Source organism: Nocardia sp. NPDC050175, assembly GCF_044459885.1.
In the GTDB taxonomy this organism is placed as follows: domain Bacteria; phylum Actinomycetota; class Actinomycetes; order Mycobacteriales; family Mycobacteriaceae; genus Nocardia.
Genome location: NZ_JBITJI010000001.1, coordinates 479,180 through 501,062 on the forward strand (window position 1 = coordinate 479,180; position 21,883 = coordinate 501,062).

General features: G+C 66.2%; 13 protein-coding genes. All 13 read right to left on the reverse strand.

Features of this window, described 5'->3' with window-relative positions; all coding sequences use genetic code 11:
- Positions 1 to 52: 52 nt before the first annotated feature.
- Positions 53 to 1,285, reverse strand: a complete 1,233-nt coding sequence (locus tag ACIBK2_RS02030) for an acyl-CoA dehydrogenase family protein (RefSeq protein ID WP_396962622.1) — start codon at positions 1,283 to 1,285, stop codon at positions 53 to 55.
- Complete coding sequence (locus tag ACIBK2_RS02035) at positions 1,285 to 2,931, reverse strand: (2,3-dihydroxybenzoyl)adenylate synthase (protein ID WP_396962625.1); 1,647 nt, start codon at positions 2,929 to 2,931, stop codon at positions 1,285 to 1,287. The genes ACIBK2_RS02030 and ACIBK2_RS02035 overlap by 1 nt, the downstream gene beginning before the upstream one ends.
- Before the next feature lie 43 nt (positions 2,932 to 2,974).
- Positions 2,975 to 3,733, reverse strand: coding sequence for an SDR family NAD(P)-dependent oxidoreductase (locus ACIBK2_RS02040; protein WP_396962627.1), 759 nt, complete (start codon positions 3,731 to 3,733; stop codon positions 2,975 to 2,977).
- Entirely contained in the window at positions 3,733 to 5,898 is a 2,166-nt protein-coding gene (locus ACIBK2_RS02045; protein WP_396962629.1) for an aminotransferase class III-fold pyridoxal phosphate-dependent enzyme, read from the reverse strand. Before ACIBK2_RS02045 ends, ACIBK2_RS02040 begins: the two co-directional genes overlap by 1 nt.
- Before the next feature lies 1 nt (position 5,899).
- Entirely contained in the window at positions 5,900 to 6,694 is a 795-nt protein-coding gene (locus ACIBK2_RS02050) for a thioesterase II family protein (RefSeq protein ID WP_396962631.1), read from the reverse strand.
- A complete protein-coding gene (locus tag ACIBK2_RS02055) occupies positions 6,691 to 7,755 on the reverse strand; it encodes a Gfo/Idh/MocA family oxidoreductase (protein ID WP_396962633.1) in 1,065 nt (354 codons plus the stop codon). Before ACIBK2_RS02055 ends, ACIBK2_RS02050 begins: the two co-directional genes overlap by 4 nt.
- A gap of 26 nt (positions 7,756 to 7,781) precedes the next feature.
- The gene (locus tag ACIBK2_RS02060) at positions 7,782 to 8,900 is read right to left on the reverse strand and encodes a saccharopine dehydrogenase NADP-binding domain-containing protein (protein WP_396962635.1); all 1,119 of its coding nucleotides are present in this window, start codon (positions 8,898 to 8,900) and stop codon (positions 7,782 to 7,784) included.
- Positions 8,897 to 12,931, reverse strand: a complete 4,035-nt coding sequence (locus ACIBK2_RS02065) for an amino acid adenylation domain-containing protein (protein ID WP_396962637.1) — start codon at positions 12,929 to 12,931, stop codon at positions 8,897 to 8,899. Before ACIBK2_RS02065 ends, ACIBK2_RS02060 begins: the two co-directional genes overlap by 4 nt.
- Positions 12,928 to 19,293, reverse strand: coding sequence for an amino acid adenylation domain-containing protein (locus ACIBK2_RS02070; RefSeq protein ID WP_396962639.1), 6,366 nt, complete (start codon positions 19,291 to 19,293; stop codon positions 12,928 to 12,930). Before ACIBK2_RS02070 ends, ACIBK2_RS02065 begins: the two co-directional genes overlap by 4 nt.
- Positions 19,293 to 20,321 carry a methyltransferase gene (locus ACIBK2_RS02075; protein WP_396962641.1) on the reverse strand — a complete coding sequence of 343 codons (1,029 nt, stop codon included), beginning with the start codon at positions 20,319 to 20,321 and terminating at the stop codon, positions 19,293 to 19,295. Before ACIBK2_RS02075 ends, ACIBK2_RS02070 begins: the two co-directional genes overlap by 1 nt.
- 91 nt (positions 20,322 to 20,412) lie before the next feature.
- Positions 20,413 to 20,883: an SRPBCC family protein gene (locus tag ACIBK2_RS02080; RefSeq protein ID WP_396962643.1), complete on the reverse strand. Its 471-nt coding sequence runs from the start codon at positions 20,881 to 20,883 to the stop codon at positions 20,413 to 20,415.
- Positions 20,884 to 21,124: 241 nt separating this feature from the next.
- Positions 21,125 to 21,499 (reverse strand): MmcQ/YjbR family DNA-binding protein, encoded by a 375-nt coding sequence (locus ACIBK2_RS02085; protein WP_396962645.1) that lies wholly within the window; start codon positions 21,497 to 21,499, stop codon positions 21,125 to 21,127.
- A gap of 22 nt (positions 21,500 to 21,521) precedes the next feature.
- The gene (locus ACIBK2_RS02090) at positions 21,522 to 21,866 is read right to left on the reverse strand and encodes a VOC family protein (protein WP_396962647.1); all 345 of its coding nucleotides are present in this window, start codon (positions 21,864 to 21,866) and stop codon (positions 21,522 to 21,524) included.
- Positions 21,867 to 21,883: the final 17 nt, after the last annotated feature.

The window sequence follows — 21,883 nt, forward strand, 5'->3', positions numbered from 1 at the left end:
CTTGTCCTCATATCTGAAACAGAAACCGTCTCGGCGGCGAAAGGCCGTCCGTTCACTCCTGATGTCGTAGACCGGGGGCGGATTCGTCGAGGTCGAGCGTGGCGGGTATCCCGAGGGCGAGCCGCCCGAGGTACTGCGCCACGATCGCCGGGGTCGGTGGATGGAAGCGAATGGCCTGCGCGTCGCGCCAGAACCGCTCCAGCGGCAACGCGCGGGCGTACGCGGCGCCACCGCATACCTCGGCGAGCACGCCGAGCACCTCGGGTACGACCCGAATCGCGTGCTGCTTCAACGCCAGCGCGCCGGCCAGCAGCTCCGGCGCATTGTTGCGCTTGTCCATCTCACTTGCCAGGCCCGCACACGCCAGCTCCAAGCTCAACAGGGCCGCCACCTGCTGCCCCACCGGTCCGTGGAAGCTGGGCAGTTCGGCGCGCGAAGAGTCGAGGTGGGCAATTCGCAAGCGCCCGAGCAGTTCTCGTGCCGTGCCGAGCGCGGCGGCCGCCACGCCGAGATAGCTGGCGGTCAAGATGAGGCAGAACCAGATGATGCCGACGATCATGTCGTCGTCGTCCGCCAGTCCCGGAACACCTTGATACAAGATCAGTGCATCGGGAATCACGCAGTGATCCAGCACCAGCGTGTCCGCACACGCACCGCGCATACCGAGGACGTCCCAGGTGGACTGGGTGGAGATGCCGGGAAGGGTACGGGGAATCAGTGCCACCAATACCTCGGAGGGACCATCCGAGGTCGCCTCGCTCTGCAGCTGAAGCGAGATCAGGTCCGCACTGGCCGCGAAGGACAGCGGCGCCTTGCGGCCGGATACTTCCCAACCGCCTTCGACGCGACTGGCCCGGAGGGTGGACCGGTTGACCGAGCCGCCGAGGCTGGGTTCGGCGACCGCGGAGGCCACGATGAGCCCGCCTTTCGCCACCGCCTCCATGAATACCCAGGTCATGTCGGGCTTGTTCGCATAGTGCGCCGCCCACACGCCGACAGATCCGAGATGCATCGCGCAGGCGATCGACAGGCCGGGATCCGCGGCGCCCAATCTGCGTTGCACTGCGCAGCATTCGACGAGCGAAGCGCCGAGCCCGCCGAATTTACTCGGGACCGCTAGCCCGGGAAATCCGATGTCGCGCAACACCTTCAGTCCGCCTTCCGACATCTGCCCGTCCCGGTCGGCGGCCACGGCGAGCTCGCCGATCTCGGTCGCCGCGTCCACCGGAAACAGGTGGTCGATATCCGGCCAGACCGTGTCCGCAAAACTGTTGTTGGTAGCCATTACTGCTCACACTCCATATTTCTCGTGGTGACGTGCGCGGACACCCGCTCGGCGGCCGCTGCACGAAGCATTTTCTTGTCCACCTTCCCTATTCGGGTCTTCGGGAAAGCGTCGACGATCTCGATTCGGTCCGGGAGTTTGAAAGCCGCTAATCCGCGCTCCGCCAAGAACATTCGGACCTCACCGAGCCGGGGCGGATCGGCACCGGCGACCACGAAAGCGCAAACCCGTTCGCCCAGGGCCTCATCCGGCACGGACACCAGTGCGGCGTCGCGTACGGCCGGATGCTCGAGCAGGTGGTTCTCCACCTCTTCGGCGGCGACCTTCTCCCCGCCCTTGTTGATCACATCTTTGGCTCGCCCCTCGACGACGAGGTGTCCGGTATCGCTGACGCGCACGATGTCGCCGGTGCGATAGAACCCGTCCGGCGTGAATGCCCGCGAATTGTGCTCCGGCGCATCGTAATAGCCGCGGATCGTGTAGGGCCCACGGGTCAGCAGATGACCCCTCGCACCAGCGGCGACTTCGATGTCGTCGTCATCGACGACGAGAATTTCATCCGCCGGAGACAGCGGCCTGCCTTGGCTGTTCGTCACCGTGTCGGGCGGATCGTCGGGCCGGGTGTAGTTGACCAGCCCCTCGGCCATCCCGAATACCTGTTGCAGCGAGCAACCCAGCACCGGTTCGACCCGCCGCGCCGCAGCGGCACTGATCCGGGCACCACCCACCTGAAGGACGCGCAAGCTGCGCAGGCCGGGCCGACCCAGCCGCGCGGCCTCCATCCACAGCAGGGCCAGCGGTGGGACGACGGCGACGGTCGTGACCTGTTCGCGCTCGATGAGGGGAAACACTTCGTCCGCGCTCCCGTTCTCGGCGAGCACCACTTTCGCCCCGGCATGCAAGGCGCCCAATATCCCCGGTGAGCTCAGCGGGAAATTGTGCGCACAGGGCAGGACTGCCAAATAGGTCGAATCAACTGTCAGACCACACACTTCGGCGCTGGCCCGCACGCTATAGCCATAGTCGTCGTGGGTGCGCGGGATCAGTTTCGGCATACCGGTCGAACCGCCGGATATCTGCAGGAGTGCGACGTCGGCGGCGTCCACGGACGGCAGCGCAACGGGTTCGGCGTAGAGACTGTTCAACGCGATGTGCTGGCCGCGGTTTCCGGCGACGATGGTGTGCCGGACCGTGCGACACCGTGCGCCGACTTCGGTGGCAAGCGGGCGATAGTCGTAGCGCGCCCACCTATCGGGCACGATATAGGCCACCGCGCCCGTCGCATCGCACCACTGCATGATCTCGCTGCGCCGATGAGCCGGAAGCGCGAGAACGGGCACGGCACCGATGCGGAACAACGCGAAACACACCGCGACGAACTCGGGCACGTTCGGCAGCTGGACCACCACCCGATCGCGGTTCTCGATCCCGAGCCGCAGGAACCCGGCCGCCAGACTGGTCGCGCGGTGATCGAGTTCGGCATAACTCCAGCGCCGAGGCCCCGCCACCAGCGCCGTCCGAGCACCGTATTCGGCTGCCGCGCAACCCAATAGCTCGCCGAGCGTCTGGTTAGTCCAATATCCCAGCCGTCGATAACGCGCAGCGAATTCTTCCGGCCACGGAACCGCGCCAGGCAGCATAACCATTCTCCGATCGGGTTATCGTCGTCTCGAGATCTAGTCGTTCCAGTCAGGCCGTGGTGATCAACCCTCCGTCGACGGGCAGCACCACTCCGGTCAGGAACGCGCTCGCTACCGAACTGAGAAAGATCGCGACTCCAGCAGCATCCGTCTGAGCGCCGATTCGACGTAATGGCGCACGGGCGGCCATTTCCCGGCCCAGCTCCGGATTCATCATGTCGGATTCGAACGGCCCCAGTGCTATCGCATTCACCGTTATCGATGGCCCCAAACGTTTGGCCAGGTGCCTCGTGAGGTGGTGCAGCGCCGCCTTGCTCGCGGAATAGGAGTAGTTCTCCATCGCGGGCACGTGCAGGCCGTCGACCGAACCCACGTTGATGACCCTGGCGGGGTCACTGTCGGTCGCGGCGGCGTCGAGTAACGGCCGCAGGAGCCGGGTGAGATGGAACGGCGCTTTCACATTGATATCGAGGACCCGGTCCCATTCCTCGTCACCGAACGTGTCGAGGGGTGCTCCCACCGTGATCCCGGCGTTGTTGATCAGGACGTGCAACTTGGGCTCGCGGTCGGCGAGTTCCGTTGCCAGGCGGGCACATTCGGTGGCCCGCGCGAGGTCGGCCGGAATCGCCAGGCAATCGCCCCACAGCGACAGCTCGGCGGCCGTTTGCCGGCACGCGTCGGCGTTGCGCGAGCAGATGTAGACGCGCGCGTTCGCTTCGACCAAGCCGCGGGCCATCATCCGGCCCACCCCCCTGGTTCCGCCGGTGACCAGCACAGTCTTGCCTTCGACCGAGAACAGATCCGCCATCACGTCACGGCAGGCCGGTTTGCCACCGTCCTCGCCTGCCCTTCGAGCAGCGCGGACATTCTGGGCAGCTTCTCGGCGAGGATCCGGCTCAACGCGTACCGGTACACCATGGTCGGGGTGATGCCGTCGATGCCACGTCGCAGTCGATCGACGATCTCTTGGGCATCCGCGTCGGTAGTCACCACCGGTTGCAGGAACCGCAGCAGGAACACGAAGACGCCGCAGCGCTCGAAGATGAGGTGCGAAGTCGCCATTTCCAGCAGGTTGCCCGGCTTGGACCGGTGACCGAACGGAAAATACTTGTGGTTCATGACCGGGAGCAGCAACGCGCCTCCGCCGCGCAGGTCACTGAAAATCTTTGAGCCACTGATGATCTCCCGCAACCCGGCGTCGATCACCCGTTGATTTCGCACCACGGCCGCGAGTTCGTTTTCGCCGCGCACGCTCGACAGCGCGTTCAATGCGATCGCTGCCGAGAGGTTGTTGCGGTATCGCATGGCCAAGCGTCCGACGTGCGTCGCGTCGGTTTCGCACGCCCGCTGATAGACCTCCGCGGTGACCAAGGTCGCCGCCATGGGCATGGTCATATCGCTGAGCGTCTTGCCGATGGCCACGATGTCGCTCTCCGGAATCACCTTGTCATGCGCCAAATAGCTACCGCCAGTGCGCCATCCGCCGGTCAGCACCTCGTCCACGCCGATGACGTATCCGCCGCTCGACTTCTTCTCGTTGATGACCGCGATGATCTCGTCGGGCAGCATCTGGCACATGCCACCGTGGATCAGCTCGAACCACACCAGCGCGACATCGCCACCGCCGAGGATCCGCGTCAGTTCGGACGCCGCGCCCTCCGCGAACGGGTCGACGTAGACGAGTTCGGAGTAGTACGGGCGGAAGGCGTCCGCGTCGGATTCGGTGAGCTGTGGGCCGTGCTTGCTGAAATTGAGGGCGAACAGTGTCTTTCCGGAGAAGTTGCCCTTGAAGGTCACTATCTTCCGGCGTCCTGGTTTCGACAACATGCCCAGTGCTGCGGCGATGTCCACTGCGGTACCACCGCTTACCGCCGGAAAGGCATGCGGAAACTTCGTCAGCGACGCCAGCAATGACTCCAGATCGGTGACGTAGTCGTGGTCGGGGTCGTGACGGGTCAGCACGTCGGCCATGTCGGCCGGGTTGTGGCCGCGCAGGCTGCTCCCGAAACCGCCGCTGCAGTCGAGGATTTCCCGGCCGTCGCCGAGGCGCAGTCGGCCGCCGACCGCCGAGCGCACGTCCAGATCCATGCCGAAGACGCCGCCGAGCCGGGCCATCGCCGGATTCACGTAGCGGCCCCACTCCGCGATCATCGCGCCGTGACCGGCATCGATGCGATCGAACACGACGCGGTGCTCGGCCGACACGAAGCCGTGGCGATCCAGGGCATCCAGGGCGACCACGGCACACAATCGATTACCGCCGAAGGTGGAGGTCTGCGCGAAGCAGTCGACATCGTTGTTCCACACCGAGTACGCCTGCTCGGTCATGACGAAGCAGCCGAACGGCACCTGATGCTCGGCGAGGTTCTCGCCGAACACCACCACGTCGGGCGAGTAGCCGGGTATCAGCAACTCCGCGTCGGCCAATTCCAGTTCGGCATCGCAGGCGATCACCATCGCGCCGCGCCGACGGGCCGCGCCGACCAGCTGCGCCGCATCGTCGCGGGCACCGGGATAACGGACGTGCACGAGCGCGGACCAATTCCGCTCGGCCACCACCTGTTGCGCCTCAGCGATCGACCTGACGAACCGGACATGCGGGGTGAGGCCGTCTTCCTCCCCGCGGCTCGTCGGGTCGAGGTAGGGGGCATACTTCGCCTCCTCGTCGACGAGCAGCACCCAGCCGCCGTCTGCCTTGCCCGCCCGCACCGAGGTCTGTCTGGCGAGTTTGATCGCCCCGGACAGCGCCTCGAGACTGGAGTTCACGAAGTAGGTGCGATGGTCGCCGACCGCATCACCCTTGCCGGTGAGCAGCGAACTCAGCAGGTAGCCGAGTTTCGCGCTGTCCGCATGCATGTAATTGCTGGAGATGAGGAAGGTGCATTTCCCGTCCTCGTTGAATTTCCTGATGGTTTCCAACGTCGCCGCCGTGGCGGGCGTGAACGCTGACGCGCCGGTCATTCTCGTGGTCATGTCATTCCATTTCCGTTGTCGGTGGGGCCGCGCTCGGTACTGATCTGTCGGCGGCGGCACGGAGTTCACGGGCGAGTTCGGTCCGCCTGGTGGTCAGGAAGAAGTGGTCGCCGGCGAAGACGCGGAGTTCGAACGTGCCGGTGGTCAGCGTCGACCAGGCCCGCGCCTCGTCGATCGTGGTCTCGCTGTCGCGGTCGCCGACCCAGGCGGTCACCGGGCAGGTGAGCGGCGGGCCGTCGGCGGGCAGGTAGGTTTCGATCAGCCGGAAATCGTCTCGGACGGCAGGCAATACGAGCGCACGGAGCTCGGGGTATTCGTGCATCGCCGACAAAGGGCCGCCGAGCCGCGCGAGTTCGGCCAGCACGCCGTCGTCGTCGCGCAGGTGCACCGAGCCGCCGGGGCGGCAGGCCGGTGCTCGGCGCCCGGAGAGGAACAGGTGCTCGATGCGCGGGCCACCTTCGCGCTCGAGCCAACGGGCGACTTCATACGCGAGCGTCGCACCCATGCTGTGCCCGAGGAGCACGAGCGGGAGATCCGTCCACTCGGTCGTCGCCGCCGCGATGAGCGCCGCCAACTCCGGCAGATTGCGAGCGAAGAGGTCTTCGATCCGGTCCTCACGGCCCGGATACTGGACGACACGAACGTCCGCCGTCGGCAGCTCGTCGGCCCAGCCCCGGTAGAAGCTGGCGCTGCCCCCGGCATGCGGGAAGATCGCCACGCGGAGGTCGGCCTCGGGGACCTGTCGCCAGGAGCGAAACCACACTTGGCTCGGCGTAATCATCTGCAGCTCAGTCATCTCAGGCTCGCGACCTCGACCGGCCGACCGGCCTCGGCCAGCTGCTCCGGATAGCCGAGTTGCGCCGTCAGGTCCTGCCACACCTGGCACAGCGCGAGGTGGTACTGCCCGCGAATCGCCGGATCCTCGTCGGCCAGAATCGCCGCGCGCAGGTCATTGAGCGCGGCCGCGGCGGCGTCCGGCCACAGCTTGCCGAGCATCGTCCGGAACGTGGGGCCAACGACCGGTCCGATCAGCGCGGTAGTGGCCAGGCCGAGATGCGTGTCGTCGGAACCGCCGAAATCGAAGGTGTCCTTCATCGCGGCCGACACGCGCAGCCGGGGACTCCACAGCAGCGGGCCGTGGGTGTCGGCGAGGGTGAGCACGCCGTCCGCACCACCGATAGTGATGCGGTGCAACAGGTGCAGCCCGTTGTCGGGATCGGCGGCGTCGATCTGGTTCTGCACCCGCAGGGTCAGCGGCACACCGCCGAACACGCCCGCCACGCTGCGAAACGGCGTGCCGCCCTCGGCCGGTTCGGCAGGCAGCGGTAGCGCCGTGAGCTCGAACGGGCGTATTTTGCCCAAGGCCTGCCCGAGCATGTCGAACAACGGATAGGCCACCTGAACAGCGCACGCCGCGTCCACGAACAGCGGAACCTGGTGCGCGAAATGGGTATTGACGGCGTCGAGGAAATGCCGCACCGGTTCGAGGTGGGGATAGAAGCTGTTGAGCCGGTACACCACCCGATGCTTGCGCGCGAGGGCCAGGCATGCGGCCAGCTCGTCGTGATGGACCGGATGTTCCTGCAGCACATGGATTCCCCGGGACAGGAACGCCTTGACCAGATCGGTTCCGTGGCCACCGAAGGCGGCCGAGCGGACGACCACACAGGCGATATCGGTGTCGTCGGGAACCTCTGCCACGTCGGTGAAAAGAGGAACGCCATGCCGTTCGGCGCAGGCCTGGGAGCGCTCGCTACCGCGCGCCACGATTCCGGTCAGCTCGAACGGGAAGCCGGGCGTGCGAAAGGCTTCCAGATAGATATTGCCAAAGGTTGTGCCGCAGACGACGACTCGCATGCGTCGTCCGTTTCTGTTCGCCGAGCTCACAATGCCCCCTCTTCCGTTTCTTCGAAGTGGGCAAGCGGCTCGTCGACCACGTCGAACCTGACCACGGCGGGATCCGCCCGAAGCTGGTCCACGGCGAGCTCGGGATCGAGTGCCGCAGCGGCGAATTGCGCGCCAGGACCGATCGTGCCGTCGAGGATGGCCTCGGTGGCCGACACGGCCGTCGCGGCGGTCAACCCCGCGGCCGCATTCGCCCGCAGCACCAGCGACCGGGTCGCGGGCAGTCCGCCGCGTTCGCCGTCCAGCTGGATGAGCAGGGTCAGGTGCGGAGTCAGGCCGACGACATCCAGCTCCGCGGCGCGCATCAGCCGCCGCGTCGTCGCGTCCAGATCATTCGACGCCATGCCCGCGGCGGCGCGACCGGCGAACCGATCCAGCGACGCGAGCAGTTGGCGACCGTCGAAAACGTTGTACCACCTACCGTTTTCGAGCTCGAGCAGGCGGGCGATCCGCTCGCCCTCCGCGCTGAGATAGGGATGCGCGGTCACCCGCGACGAGAACAGCGGCAGCTCGATGTCCACCAACCGCGTCACGCCGCCCGAGCGGCGGCGGCCGTCCGCCCAGGACGCGAGCGACTCGTCGGCGTCGAGCCCGGCGAGGAAGTCGGCCGCGGCCGACGCCGTGAACCGGTCGCGAACGCCGTGATACACAGTCAGGCAACGACTTCGGTCGAGCGTGCGGCTGAGGAATCGGGGCAGCAAGGCGGACAGGCCCGGCAGCACGCCTGCCGCGAGGATCGCGGTGCGCCCGTGCTCGGCGAAGGCGCTGAGCTGGGCCAGCAGCCGTTCGTCGCCACCGGGGTCGACGTAGTCCGCACCCGCCGCCACTGCGGCGCGGGCGACGGTATCGGTGATCCGATGTGAGGGTCCGGCGCAGTTGATCACGACGGCACAACCGGCACAGAACCGGGCCAACGCCGCCGCGTCGGTGAGGTCGAGCACGTGCGTTTCCACCTCGTCGCCGAGCTCGAATCGGCCGAGCGACTCCGCATTTCGGCCACCGAGGCGCAGTCGGCGATGGTTCTCGTGCAGGCGGTGGGCGACGGTGCGCCCGACCGCACCGTAGGCGCCCATGACTCCGACGACTGGTTCGGTCACGATGCCGCGCCCCGTCCCACCAGCGCGGCATCGAGCACGAGATCGGCAAGGTCTGCCCCGTCGGGAAGCTCGACGACCCGTAACTCACCGAGGGACAACGGCTTTGCACGGTCCGGTGTATCGCCGTCGATCGCGCGAATCCAGGTCAGGTCACCGAGATACGGCGAAGGCCGGTGCGCGACAGCCGAATCGAGTGTCTGCCGCAGCACGTCGCGCAGCACGTTCGCCTCGTCGATGAGGTCGATTTCGGGCCACGCGTCCCCGAGTTCCCCGGCCAGGAGCCGATCGATCAGGTCGGGATCGGTCGCGCCTGGAACCGAGTGTCCATGGTGGATCGTGAGTCCGGTTACCTCGACCCCGTTTTCGGTGAGCTGGCGGGCCAACTCGACGGCGAGCGGCCAGCCGAGGCCACAGCCGACGATGTGCAGGCTGCGGTCGCCGTGGGCGTCCAGCAGCCGCGCGTACGCCGCCGCCCGTCGTTCCATGAACAGCGTTGGGTCCCAACGCAGGTACGACTGCGTCTCGTTGACGGCGAAGCCGACGACCGCACCCGACGCACCAAGCGGTGCGACGAGGTCGCGGTGCGGTGCGAGGCGGCCCGCGCCGTTGTGCACGAGCACCCAGGTCGGTCCGGTACCGCTGCCGCCCAGCGGCACGAGTGGCGAGCTGGGCACCGGGTTCGAGCGCGGGCTCTGCTGTCGCTGTCCGTCCAGATGCGTTGCCAGGGCGGCGATTGTCGGCGTCGGGAGGAGCTGGCGCATGAGGCTGTCGAAGAACAGCCCCGCGGCCTCCGGTATCTCCTCCCGGATCTTCCCGACCAGTTTCGCCGCTTTCAGCGAGTCACCGCCGAGGCGGAAGAAGTCCTGATCGCGACCGATCCAGGCGACCCCCAACACCTCTGCCCAGAGTGGCGCGAGTCGGCACTCCAGGTCGGTGCTCGGCGGATCCTCGGCGCTGGCCAGGCCATTCGACAGTCCCGGCGCGGTGTCCGACAGCGCTCGCCGATCGACTTTTCCGTTGTCTGTCAGTGGCACCGCGTCGATAACGTGGATGTGCTGCGGCAGCATCTGCTGGGGCAGCCGATCGGCCGCGTGACTCATCAGTTCGGCGACGTCCACCGGGTCGTCGGCCCGAGCGTTCGTCACGAAACCCGTGAGCTGGTGCAGGGACTCGTTCGCGCCCTGCACGATCACGACGACGTCGCCGACCGCCGGGTGCGACTGCAATGCCGCCTCGACCTCGCCCAACTCGATCCGGTAACCGCGAATCTTGACCTGCAGATCCTCGCGGCCGAGGAACTCGATGCTGCCGTCCGGCAGGTATCGGCCCAAATCGCCGGTGCGGTACAGCATTTCGCCGGTCTCCGGATACCGCACGAAGCGTTCGGCGGTCTTGACCGGGTCACCGAGGTATCCACTGGCGACACCGTATCCACCGATGTAGAGCTCGCCGGTCGTCAGATCCGGGCAGTGCCGCCAGCGTTCACCGAAGACGTGGAAGCTCTGATTGGCAAGGGGCTTGCCGTAGGGAATGCTGCGCCGGCCCGGGGACACGTCCTCGATCGGGTGGAAGATGGACCAGATGCCTGCCTCGGTAGCGCCGCCGAGGCTGATCAGCCGCAGGTCTGGCACATGGCTGCGGATCTGCGTGGGTAGCGCGAGCGGAATCCGGTCGCCGGACAGGAAGGCGATACGCAGGGTCGGTAGCTCGATATCTGGTTCCGCGGCCAGCAGGTGGTCGAGCATCTGCAGTTGCGCCGGAACCGAGTTCCACACGGTGACACCGTGATTCACGACGAGTTCGGCCCAGTGGCTCGGATCGGCGCGACGCGGCGCATCCGGGATCACCACGCAGCCACCGAGGGCCAGCGGCCCGAAGATATCGTAGACGGACAGGTCGAAGGACAGATTCGCCAGCGCGAGCACCCGGTCGTCCGCTCCGATACCGAAGCGGCGATTGATGTCGTCGATGGTGTTGGCCGCACCGCGGTGGGTCATCATGACGCCCTTGGGCCGACCCGTCGACCCCGAGGTGAAGATGACGTAGGCGAGATCGCCGGGGCCGGCCCGGCGGTCCTGCAGCAGATCCGAATGCCGTTGCGGCGCAAGGGTGTCGATCGAGATCGTGTCGCGGGGACCCTGGTCGAGCCAGGACTGGGTGAGGACCAGGCGCACATCCGCGTCCTGCATCATCTGCTCCCGACGCATCGCGGGCTGATGCGGGTCTATCGGCAGCCACGCCGCGCCGGCGAGTGCCACGCCGAGCACCGCGACAACCTGCTCCCACCCCTTGTCCATCGCGATCGCGACCAGCTCGCCCGGTCGACAACCGCGATCGAGCAGCTCGCCTGCGGTCGCGGTCGCTCGGTCGACCAGGTGCCGGTACGTCATGGTTTGCCCGCTGGTGCGAATCGCGATGCGCTCCGGCGTCCGGTTCGCCTGCGCGAGTACCGGTTCGTGCAAGAGGTGGTCGGGCACGGGCGCGCTGGTGTCGTTGAGCTGCCGGCGCCGCTGGACTTGGGCGGCAGGCAGCACGACCGGGGCTGCGGCGTCCCATGTTTCGTCGTTCGCGCCGAGACGCCGGAGCAGATCGCCGCAGCTGGCGAACATCTCGTCGATCACGCCGTCGGCGAACACGCCGTCGCGCACGTCCCAGTTGAGTCGTAGTTCGCCATGCCAGGTCATCGCCTGGCAATCGATCCACACCTGGGGTGTCTGGGTGATCCCGTAGCCGAGTTCGGCCCACTCCTGTTCGCCCCCTTCACCATTCGCCTCGTCGAGGCCGATGGCACTGGTGAACACGATCGGCATCCGGGCGGCGTCGCGACCGCGACGGCGAGCTATCTCGCGCAGCACCTCCACCCCGGAGTAGAGCCGATGGTCCATATCCTCGAACAGCTGCGCACCCAGCTCGCGCGCCCGATCCCCGAACGTCGCGGCGCGCTCGTTGTCCACCGCGAGCATGCTCACCGACGTGAAGTCCCCCACGATCTGCGGCACGGCCGGGCCCAGCGGTGGCCGATTGAGCAGCGTCAGGTTGAGCGTGAATCGCTGGTGCCGACTCCACACGCCGATCACTTCGGCATAGGCCGCCAGCACCGCGCCCGACGCGGTCACCCCGCGCGCGGCGGCCTGCTGTCGCAGGGCGGACCATTCGGCCCGGCTGAGGCCGAGTGTCCAGCGCCGAAATCGCGGCGGACTGCTGGTCGATGCGTCATCGAGTATCGGTAGCTCGGGGGCGCCGGGCAGTTCCTCGATCCGCCCGTTCCACCAGTCGCGATCGCGTTCGAACCGGGCGCTGTCGCGTAGTGCGCGCTCGGCAAGTACGCAATCGCGAAACGCTGCCCCGATCGTCGCCAGTTCGGTGGCCGGTCGGCGATAGAGCAGCTCTAATTCGTTGAGCAGCAACTGAATACTCGACCAGTCGGCGATGAGGAAGTCGATGGAGAAATGGAGGGTCGAGCCCGCGACGGACCGGCTGATCCGGAGTTCGAAGAGCGGCCACACCGCGGGGTCGCGCAGGCTGTGCCCCATGTCGGCGCGGATGCCCTCGATGACGCTCGTGGCGTCGTCGGGCAGGTCGACAACCTCGACCCGATAGGTCGGCACGTCCGCGAGGACCCGCTGCGAGCCGTCTTCATCGATGACCGCGCGCAGCATGTCGTGCCGCTCGATCAGCCGGTTCCACGCCTGCTCGAGCCGGGCCGGCTCGAGCTCGGCGATGGCGAGCTCCAGATACATCTGGCAGGCCACGCCGCCGAAACCGAAGACGGTGTGCCGGCCGAGCAGGTAGGCCGACTGTACGTCGGTCAGCGGGAACGGCTCGTTCCACTGGTCCGCCCGCGGCACGAGCAGCGGCGTCACCGACTGCTCGTGCAAGGCGGCGAGCACGTCGACCTTGTGCGTCCGCAGGTTCGCCCGCCGAGCGTCGGTGAGCGCGCCCTTGGGTGCGCGGTAGCGAAGCCGACCGTCCTCCTCCCACAACTGGATTCCCGCACGCTCCAGTTCGGCGATGATGTCGGTGGCACTCATAGAACCTCGTCTTCGATAGCGCCCACGTCGACGAGAACTCGTTGCTCGGCGATGAGCACCGCCATTCCGGCGATAGTGGGGGCGGTGAACAGGCGGCGCAGGGACAGGTCGGCCGACAACGTTCGGCGGGTCTGCTCGACCAGCCGGGTAGCCAGGACGCTGTCTCCGCCCAGCGAGAAGAAACTCTGATGACGCCCGACCCGCGAAACCGCAAGGAGCTCAATCCAGATGGCCGCCACCAGGCATTCGATCTCGCCCTCCGGCGCGTCCCCGTCCTCGTCCGACTGACCGTCGTGCACGGCGAACAGCCGGCGGGCGGTGTCGCGATCGAGTTTGTCGTCCGCGGCGACCACCGCGAGGAGTTCGGGGACCATGTGGGCGGGCAGCCGCTCGGTCAGCGATCGGCGCACGTCGTCGAGCGATGGTGCGGCTGTCCGTAATGGCTGGACCGCGCGCAGCAGCACCGAGGAGCCAGTACTCACGACATGTGTTGCGTCCCAACGGGTTCGACGTAGCGCTTCGAGCCACTGCGCAGCACCGAGCAGCGGCTCCCGATCAGCTGAGTCGACCCCGGCCGTGAACCCGTGCGTCAGCAGGGCTGCGCTGAGCAAAGCCAGCGGTGAGCGGACCGTGCTCTCGACGGCCAGCAGGAGGCCGCCAGGGGCAACCAACAATCGCGTCAGCGCGAGTCCGGCATCGACATCATCGAAGCGGTGCAGCGCGTTGTTCGCGACCACAACGTCGAAGTGCTGGAACAGTTCCGCCGAGACACCGTCGTCGGTCATTCGGACACCGTCGACCTCGTGCGGATGATGAGCGGTTCGGTGCTGCGCCATTCGGAGCAACGTGGCCGAGGTTTCCAGGAGGGTGTACTCGACCTCATGCGGGAGGAGGGCACCGAGCAGCCGGTCTGCGGTGCGGCCACTGCGCGCGCCCAACTCCGCGACGCGGACCGGGCGGCCGAGCAGGCGCGCGAGTTCCGCGATCTGTCGAGCGATCTCGTCGATATTCGAGACAGTGGGCGGATCGTCATCGATCAGCGCATCCGGCGCGAGCACCTCGTCGGTGAGCAGCACTAGCGGGTCTCGTTCGCCACGCAGGACGGCGCCGAGCAGCGGCAGGCAGCCGGACAGGGCCTCCGCGAGTTTCTCGTACCGATCGCGAGCGACGGCCGGACCGGTGAATCTCGGTGCCGCGCTGGCCTCGAGCCAACGGGCGCCCTCGGTCCTGATGTGTTCGCGGTCTCCCAGCACATCGCGCGACTCCAGCCAGTCGAGCCACGTCGCGAATGCGGGCCGTAGTTCGTCGGCGACAGGCAGTTCATCAGCGGACTGCACTCGGTCTCGTCCTGAGAACCCGAGTTCGGTGTTCAACAGGCATGCCAGCACCCATTCGACGAGCCGGAATTCGTCCGCATCGGCCGATGGCGTTGTCCCACATGCGGACTCGCGCAGTCGGCCGGTGGCCGAGCCTCGCAGCTCGCTCGCCGTCGACGGCGGCTGCGCGGATCGCACGCAGCGCAGCACGGCACCGATGCGCCGCTGCGAACGCGGACCAATGATGGTCGCGGCGGCCTGGGCGATCAGCGGATGGCGTTCCAGGGCAGCCTCGATCTCGCCGAGGCCACCGTCATCGGTTCCCCGGCGTGACACGGCCGTACCCGGCGATCCGTCGACACACTCGTACGTCGCGGCCGAGGAGTCGGACCAGTCCGCCGATGCTCGCGCCTGCAACAACTCCCGGTACGCGACCAGCATCTCGTCCACCATGCCTGGCGGGAAGAGCCCGTCGACCGCGTCCCAGTTCAGTACCAGCCCGCCGTCGATCTCCATCACCTGATGGTCGAGCCATACCTGCGGGGTTTGCGAGATCCCCCAAATCCGTTCGGCGAACGGCAGATCCAGCGGACGTGCCACCGCCTTGGTGATGCCCAACGCGCTGGTGAACACCACCGGCATGGCGACATCGCTGACGCCGAGCTGTTTGGCCAACTCCCGCAGCACCCAAACGGCGGACACCCCAGCATGATCGAGGTCGAGCCACATCTGCTCCTGCAAGCGTCGGGCGGTCGCGAGCCAGCCCTCGCCGGGCACCGGCCGATAGGCCACCAGGAACAGCGAGGTGAAATCGCCGAGGACCCGGTCGATGTGTGGATGCACCTCGCGTCGATCGAAAACAGTGAGGTTGAGGGTGAGTTCGGGTGCCGCGCTCCACCGCGCCAGCACCTCCGCGTAACAGGTCAGCAGGATCGCGGACGGCGTGAGATCGTTCCGCCGGGCCTGCTCGGTGAGTGCGCGCCAGCTGGCCGCGTCCAGACTGGCCTCGTGCCGGACGAACCGTGGCCGGGAGATCAGCGCCGGATCCGAGCGCAAGGGCAGCTGCGGTGCGGGTGGTAGATCGGCAAGCCGGTCTCGCCAATACTGTTGCGACGCTTCGATGGCCGTCGGCTCTGGTCCGGCCGAGACAACGTAATCCCGGAAGGACAACTCGATGTCCGGCAACCGGCAGTCGAGCTCTTCGTAGAGCCTGCCGAGTTCCGAGTACAGGATCATGACGCTGAGCGCGTCGAGGATGAGATTGTCCAGACTGACCCCCATCCGGACCCGACCGTCGCCGTACCGCACGGCCCGCACGTCGAACAGCGGCCAGCGGCCAGGGTCGAGCACCTGATGAGACATGTTGTCGCGCAGCGCATTCAGCGCACTCTCGCCGGGCCCGTCGGCGTGCACCGTGTCGATGACGAAGCGCGGAACAGCTGCCAGGATGCGTTGGTGACCGTCGTCATCGAAGACGGCGCGCAACATCTCGTGCCTGTCGATGAGCACGTTCCATGCCTGCTCGACGCGCGCCAAATCGATGTCAGGCCCGTCGAATTCGGTGTAAAAGTGCGAGCCGATGCCGCCGAGCACGAAGGCTTCGGTTCGGCCGATCCAGTAGGCGCGCTGGATGTCCGTCGCCGGAAATGGCGTATACCGCTGCGCCGGGTCGGCCCGCAGCGCGGTCGCCGGTGCGCGTGTTCGCCCGGTGTCGGTCAGCGTGGCGGCGAAGTCGGCCAGCACGGGTTTGGCGAAGAGAGTACGCAATTCGGCACCGCGTATGCCGAGGGCATGCAGCCGGGTGACCGATCGAGTGGCGAGCAGACTGTCGCCACCGAGGGCGAAGAAGCTCTGGTTGCGGCCGACCTTTTCCAGGTCGAGCAGCTCCGACCAGACGGCGGCCGTTGTCGTCTCCACCGTGCCGTCCGGTGGGTCTATCGTGCGCCGTTCGACCGGTGCGGACGCCGCCAGGAGTCCGAGGATGGCCTTGCGATCGACCTTGCCGTTGGCGGTGAGCGGCGCCTCGGCCAGGACCACGATCCGATCCGGAACCATATACGCCGGAACACGTTCCGCCAGCCACGCCCGCGCTTGCTCGGTCGTGACCGAGGCCGTGATGACCACCGCCGCCAGCCGCTTCGACCGTTCACCGGTCGCCACCGCGACGACATTGTCGATCAATGGATGACACTGCAGGGCGGCTTCGATCTCACCGAGTTCGATGCGATGACCGCGGATCTTGACCTGCTGGTCGATCCGGCCGAGGAACTCCAGCGCACCGTCGGACCCGTAGCGCCCCAGATCGCCGGTGCGATACCAACCGCAGCCGTCGACCTGAACAAATTGCCGCGCAGTGATTTCCGGGTCACCGCGGTATCCGCGCGCGATCCCGGTCCCACCGATCCACAGCTCCCCCGTCACCCCGTCCGGACAATCGCGGCCACGCGCATCGACCACGCGAAAACACTGATTCGACAACGGATATCCGTACGGAATCGAGCTCCATTCGGGCGCTACCTCGGCGACTGGGAAGTAGTTGGACCAGATCGATGCCTCGGTCGCACCGCCCAGCGCGATCAGCTGGCAGGCCGGCCAGCGTTCGACGAGGCGGCCCGGTAGGTCGAGGCCGATCCAGTCGCCGGAGACCAGTGCCAGCCGCAGGCCGCGATCACCGTCGTCGCCGACGACCAACAGCATGTCGAGCAGCGCCGGTACCGAATTCCACACCGTAACGCCGTGGCGGCGTACGAGTTCCAGCCAGCGACGCGCCTCACGGCGGTCTTCGTCCTCGATGAGTACCACCGTTCCGCCGACGGACAGCAGCCCGAAGATGTCGTAGACGGACAGGTCGAAATCGAGGGCCGACACCGCAAGCACACGATCGGATTCGGTGACGTCGAACCGGACGTTGATCGCCTCGATCGTGTTGACGACGGCGCGGTGGCTGATTTCCACCCCTTTCGGCTCACCGCTCGATCCGGAAGTGAAGATCACGTACGCCAGCGAATCCACCGATACCCGAGTGGGATTGGTCAGCGGCGTCGCGGCGGCGGCCACGTCGACCACCCGCAGCGTCGGCGACCATTCGCTCGCCGCGCCGTTGGTCAGCACCACCTGGACGCCGGCTTTCGCGTAGATCCGAGTGCACCGATCGCGGGGTTGATCGGTGCCGACCGGCACATACACACCACCTGCCCAGAGCACGCCCAGCACCGCCGCGATCTGCTCCGGCCCCTTCGGCAGGGTCACGCCGACCGCGTCTCCGGGGCGCACGCCGCAGGAGGTCAGCAGACCCGCGATCCGGTGTGCTGACTCGGCGAGTTCCCGATAGATCCACTGCTGGCCATCGGCCAGGATCAGCGCCACTCGTTCCGGCGTGCGAGTCGCCCGCGCGAAGAATTCCTCGTGCAGCAGCTGCCCGGACTCGGGCGCCTGCGTGCGATTGACCACCGCCCGGGTGAGCTGCTGCGCGGCGGGCAGCAGGTCACCAATCGGTTGCGTCCAGTCCGAACACGACAGTCGTGTCAGCAACTGCCGGTAGGCCTCGAACATGCAGTCCACCAGGCCCGCGGGGAACAACTCATCGACCGCATCCCAGTTCAGGAACAGGCCTTCGTCGACCTCCATCACCTGATGGTCGAGCCAGACCTGCGGGGTCTGCGACACTCCCCATCCTGGCACGCCGATGGCCCGCCGGAAGTCCGCGCCCACGAGATCGCCGCCACCGAGGTTGCAGGCGAAAACAACTGGGGCGGAAAGCCCTTCACCCGGGCGAGCGCGGTCGAGGTCGCGCAACACCTCGACGCCGGAGTACGCCGAGTGATCGAGATCCGCGCGGAACCGAGCCTGCAGCCTGCTCGCCCGCGCCGCGAACGAATACTCGCCGCAACCGTCGACTTCGAGCAGGATCAGCGTGGTGAAATCGGCGACCAACTCGTTCACCGCGGGATGCGACGCGCGACGGTCGAAGGTGGGCAGACCGAGCAGGAACCGCGGATCGGCGCTCCACGCGGTCAGGATCTCGGTGAACGCGGTCGCCAGCGCCATTGCCGGTGTGACGCCTTGCTGTCGCGCCCGGTCGGCGAATCGCTGCCAGTCCGTGGTCGGCAGCACGAAGTCCCGCCGACTGAATACCGGCCGACGAACGCGTTCCGGTTCGGTCGCGAGCGGCAACTGCGGCCCACCCGGCAAGGTCGCGAGCCGGGCCTGCCAGTAGGTCCGCCCGCGCCGGTGCTCATCTTCGCGCGCGATCAGCTGTTCGTGCCGATACTTGGCGAAGCTGAACGCGATCGGCGCACGGGGTGCGTCGGGCCGCGTGTAGATCGCGGCGAGTTCGTGCAGCAGGATCTGGATGCTGCGGACGTCCGCGACGAGTAGGTCCACGCTGACGTGCACCCGGGTCCTGCCTTCGGGCAGCAGCGAGAGCACGATGTCGAACACGGCACCGCGCTCGACTTCGAGTCGGCGATGCGACAATTCGGCGCGCAGCTTCGCCAGCGCGGAATCCTCTGCTTCGTCCGCCCGGAGGTCATGGACCGGCAGCTCCCGCCATGGGGAGTGCGGCATGATCTGCTGCGTCCCGTCCTCGACAAACCGGGCCCGCAGCAGGTCATGCCGGGCCACCAGCGCCAGCACGGCCCGTTCCAGCCGCGCGGGCTCGACCGCTCGACCGTCGAACTCGGCATAGAAATGGCAGCCGACGCCGCCGAGCAGCTGACCGTCCTGCCGGCCGATCCAGTACGCATGTTGGATGGGCGTGAGTTCGAACGGCGCGTCCTCGTCCACCTCGACGGCCACCGCGGCTGCGGGGACCGTCCCCGGCCGCCTGGCGGCAGTGATCGCCTGCCAGGCGCCGAGGGTCGGTTCGTCCATCAGTTCGGCGAACGTGGCCGTCACACCACGCGCCTGGAATGTATTGACCACACTCATGACTCGGATCGAATCCAACCCGAGCAGGAGCAGGTCCGCGTCATCGCTGAGGCAGTCCGGCGGCATATCCAGGAGCATCCCCACGTCGCGTCGTAGCTCGCCGTCGGAAATTGCCATTATTTTGAAGCGATGATAATCATATTCTCGAAATCGTTTGTTCTTTCCACGATATCCGAGAATCCGGCGGCCGTCAGCCAACGACGGTAGTCGGGAACCGGATACATCATGCCTTCCCCGCTGGCCAATACCATGAAATACAACGATCCCCACGCGGCCATATCGGCGCCGCTCTCGTCGTCATCACAGGCCATGCCATAGATAAATATCTTGCCACCCTCGGGCAACGCGTCGAAGGCCTTCTCCAGCAGGAAGATGATTTTCTCCTCCGCAAAGACCTCGAGGATATGCGAGAACATGATCGCATCCATCCCCGTCGGAAAATCGTCCACGAAGATATCGCCCGGATGGACGTGCAGGTCTGTGCTGCCGGACTTCGCGAACGCCGCACTCGCCTCTTCACACACCGAGGGCAGATCGACGAGGGTGATCTCCAGTTGCGGGTGATCCTCCTTCAGGAGACCGGCGATGAGCCCCGGCCCGCCGGCGACATCCAGGAGGCGATGCACGTCGGCGAATTCTTTTGCGTCGAACAGCAGTTGCCTGCTCCCCCGATCGTTGGGCGCCATCCCCCGCTGGAAGGTCCGCTCGAGCTCCGGATTCTCCGCCAATCGCTTGTACAGGCCTTCGCCGGTGCCGGGCAGCAGTTGCAGGCCGAGGTTCGTATCAGCCTTCAAAGACTCGGTCAGCAGTTGGAAAGGCTTGTACTGAACGACCTCGCAATATTCGGTGAAGCCGATGATCGGGAACATCGATTCGTCCGTCAGGAATTGCTCGGACATGCTCGAGTTGTAGTAGAGCCCGTCGGTCTTGGTCACCAGTTCGTAGGTGCAGCAGCCGAGCAGGAGCACTCGGGTCGCATGTTCGGAGAGTTCCAGGTGCGCCGCCAACTCCTTGCGATCGCACCCGGGATGTTTCGCCAGGGTTGTGAATACACCGAGTCGACACCCGGCTACGAGCGTTTGAAACGCGGTGAAACCGAGCATCAGTCGCTTGATCTTTTCGAAATTGAGAGCCTGCACGTCCACGAGATTCCTTCGTTAGCATGGTTCGAACGCGCCGATAATGGTTACCCACTCCGGCGCTGAATATTTGAAACTATCTGTCGCGCAGGAACTTTCACTGCGCAGACGCCACCACCGACTTGCCGAGACTGTGCAGGCACTCCTGCGCGAGGTCCGAGAAGGCCGCCGCCAGCACGGGATCGACGATCCCGGCCAAATACGGGATGCCCGTTTCGATGTTCAGGTGCAGCTCGACGACCGATCCGTCAGCGTGGGCGCGCACACCGCAGCTTCCCGTGTAGACCGCGAACATTCCCTCGGTCTGCCGGAAGTCGATGCGGTGTGCGCGCGGGTCGAGCTGCTGCTGTTCTTGCCAGCCGAGCTCGAATCCCTTCAACCACACCTGCCAGCTCACCAGCCGTTCGGCGATCTCGCCGCCCGGCGAGCGATCGACGTTCAGCTCGCGCATGTCGCGTATATCGTCGACCTCGCGCACGAGCCACGATTGCACCTGGAGCGCATCCCACACATCTTCCACCGGCGCGGCGATTATCTGGTGAATGGTGATCTCACCATTTTCACTCATGGGACACGCCTCGAGTAATCACCGAGTTCTGACGGCCGGAATATTGCATGAAGTGCTCCAGATCAACGCTTTAGCTCTTGATTTTCTTGCGGATGCACGATGAACCATCCGAATCGAGGCACCGAGGGCGCCCAGATCGGAGAAAATAAGTTCACAAAGATATGGCAGGTCGACTCGACGTCGAATGAATTGCCATTGATCGGCTAGCGAATGGGCTTACCCATCGGTTTGCGGATCGCGACTACGGACGAGCAGGATGGTCGTCCGACAGATCCATGACTTCGTGTTCTGCCAGCTGTTTCCACAGCTCTCGCGGTGCGACGCGCCGCCAGGAGTCCACGATGAGTTCCTTGATCTCGTCGGGTGCGGCGGTCCTGAGATCGATAGTGGTCCAACCGAATTTCGACCAACCGCCCGGCAAGCTGAACGATCCGTCACCGCGCTGGACCAGCGCCTGCTGGTCCGACAGACTCAACTTCACCGTTATGCATCCGGCAGTTTCGTCCAGGTTTGCCATGATCTTGTTCCGCACCCGAAAGTCGGGGCTCCCGTGATGCTGGGCCTCGACTGTTTCGGGCAGGGAAAGAACAAAAGCACGGAATTCCTCGAAGGTCATGATCTCAATCGACTCGAGGTGCTCAGCTGCTCGCGGCCTGGTGCAGTCCGAAATGGACGCCCTGGTCGTCGGTGCAGGCCGTGAAGCGACCGAAACCGGGCTCCTCCGGTCGCGGATCCTCGGCCGTACCGCCCAATTCACGCACGGTCTGCACCGACTTCTCGATATCGGTGACCGAGAAGTACATCGAGATGCGCGCCTCCGCGTCCTGGTCGTGCAACCCCGCGCGAATCGACGGCGTCCTGACCCACACCTGATCGTCCTCGCCCGTCGGCGGGAATTCCCAGCCGAACAGACCGGTGTAGAAAGCCTGGGCCTTGGCGGAATCCAGTACTCCGATTTCGAAGAATGTCAGCTCGCCTTCCATGGCGCTCCTCTACCTAG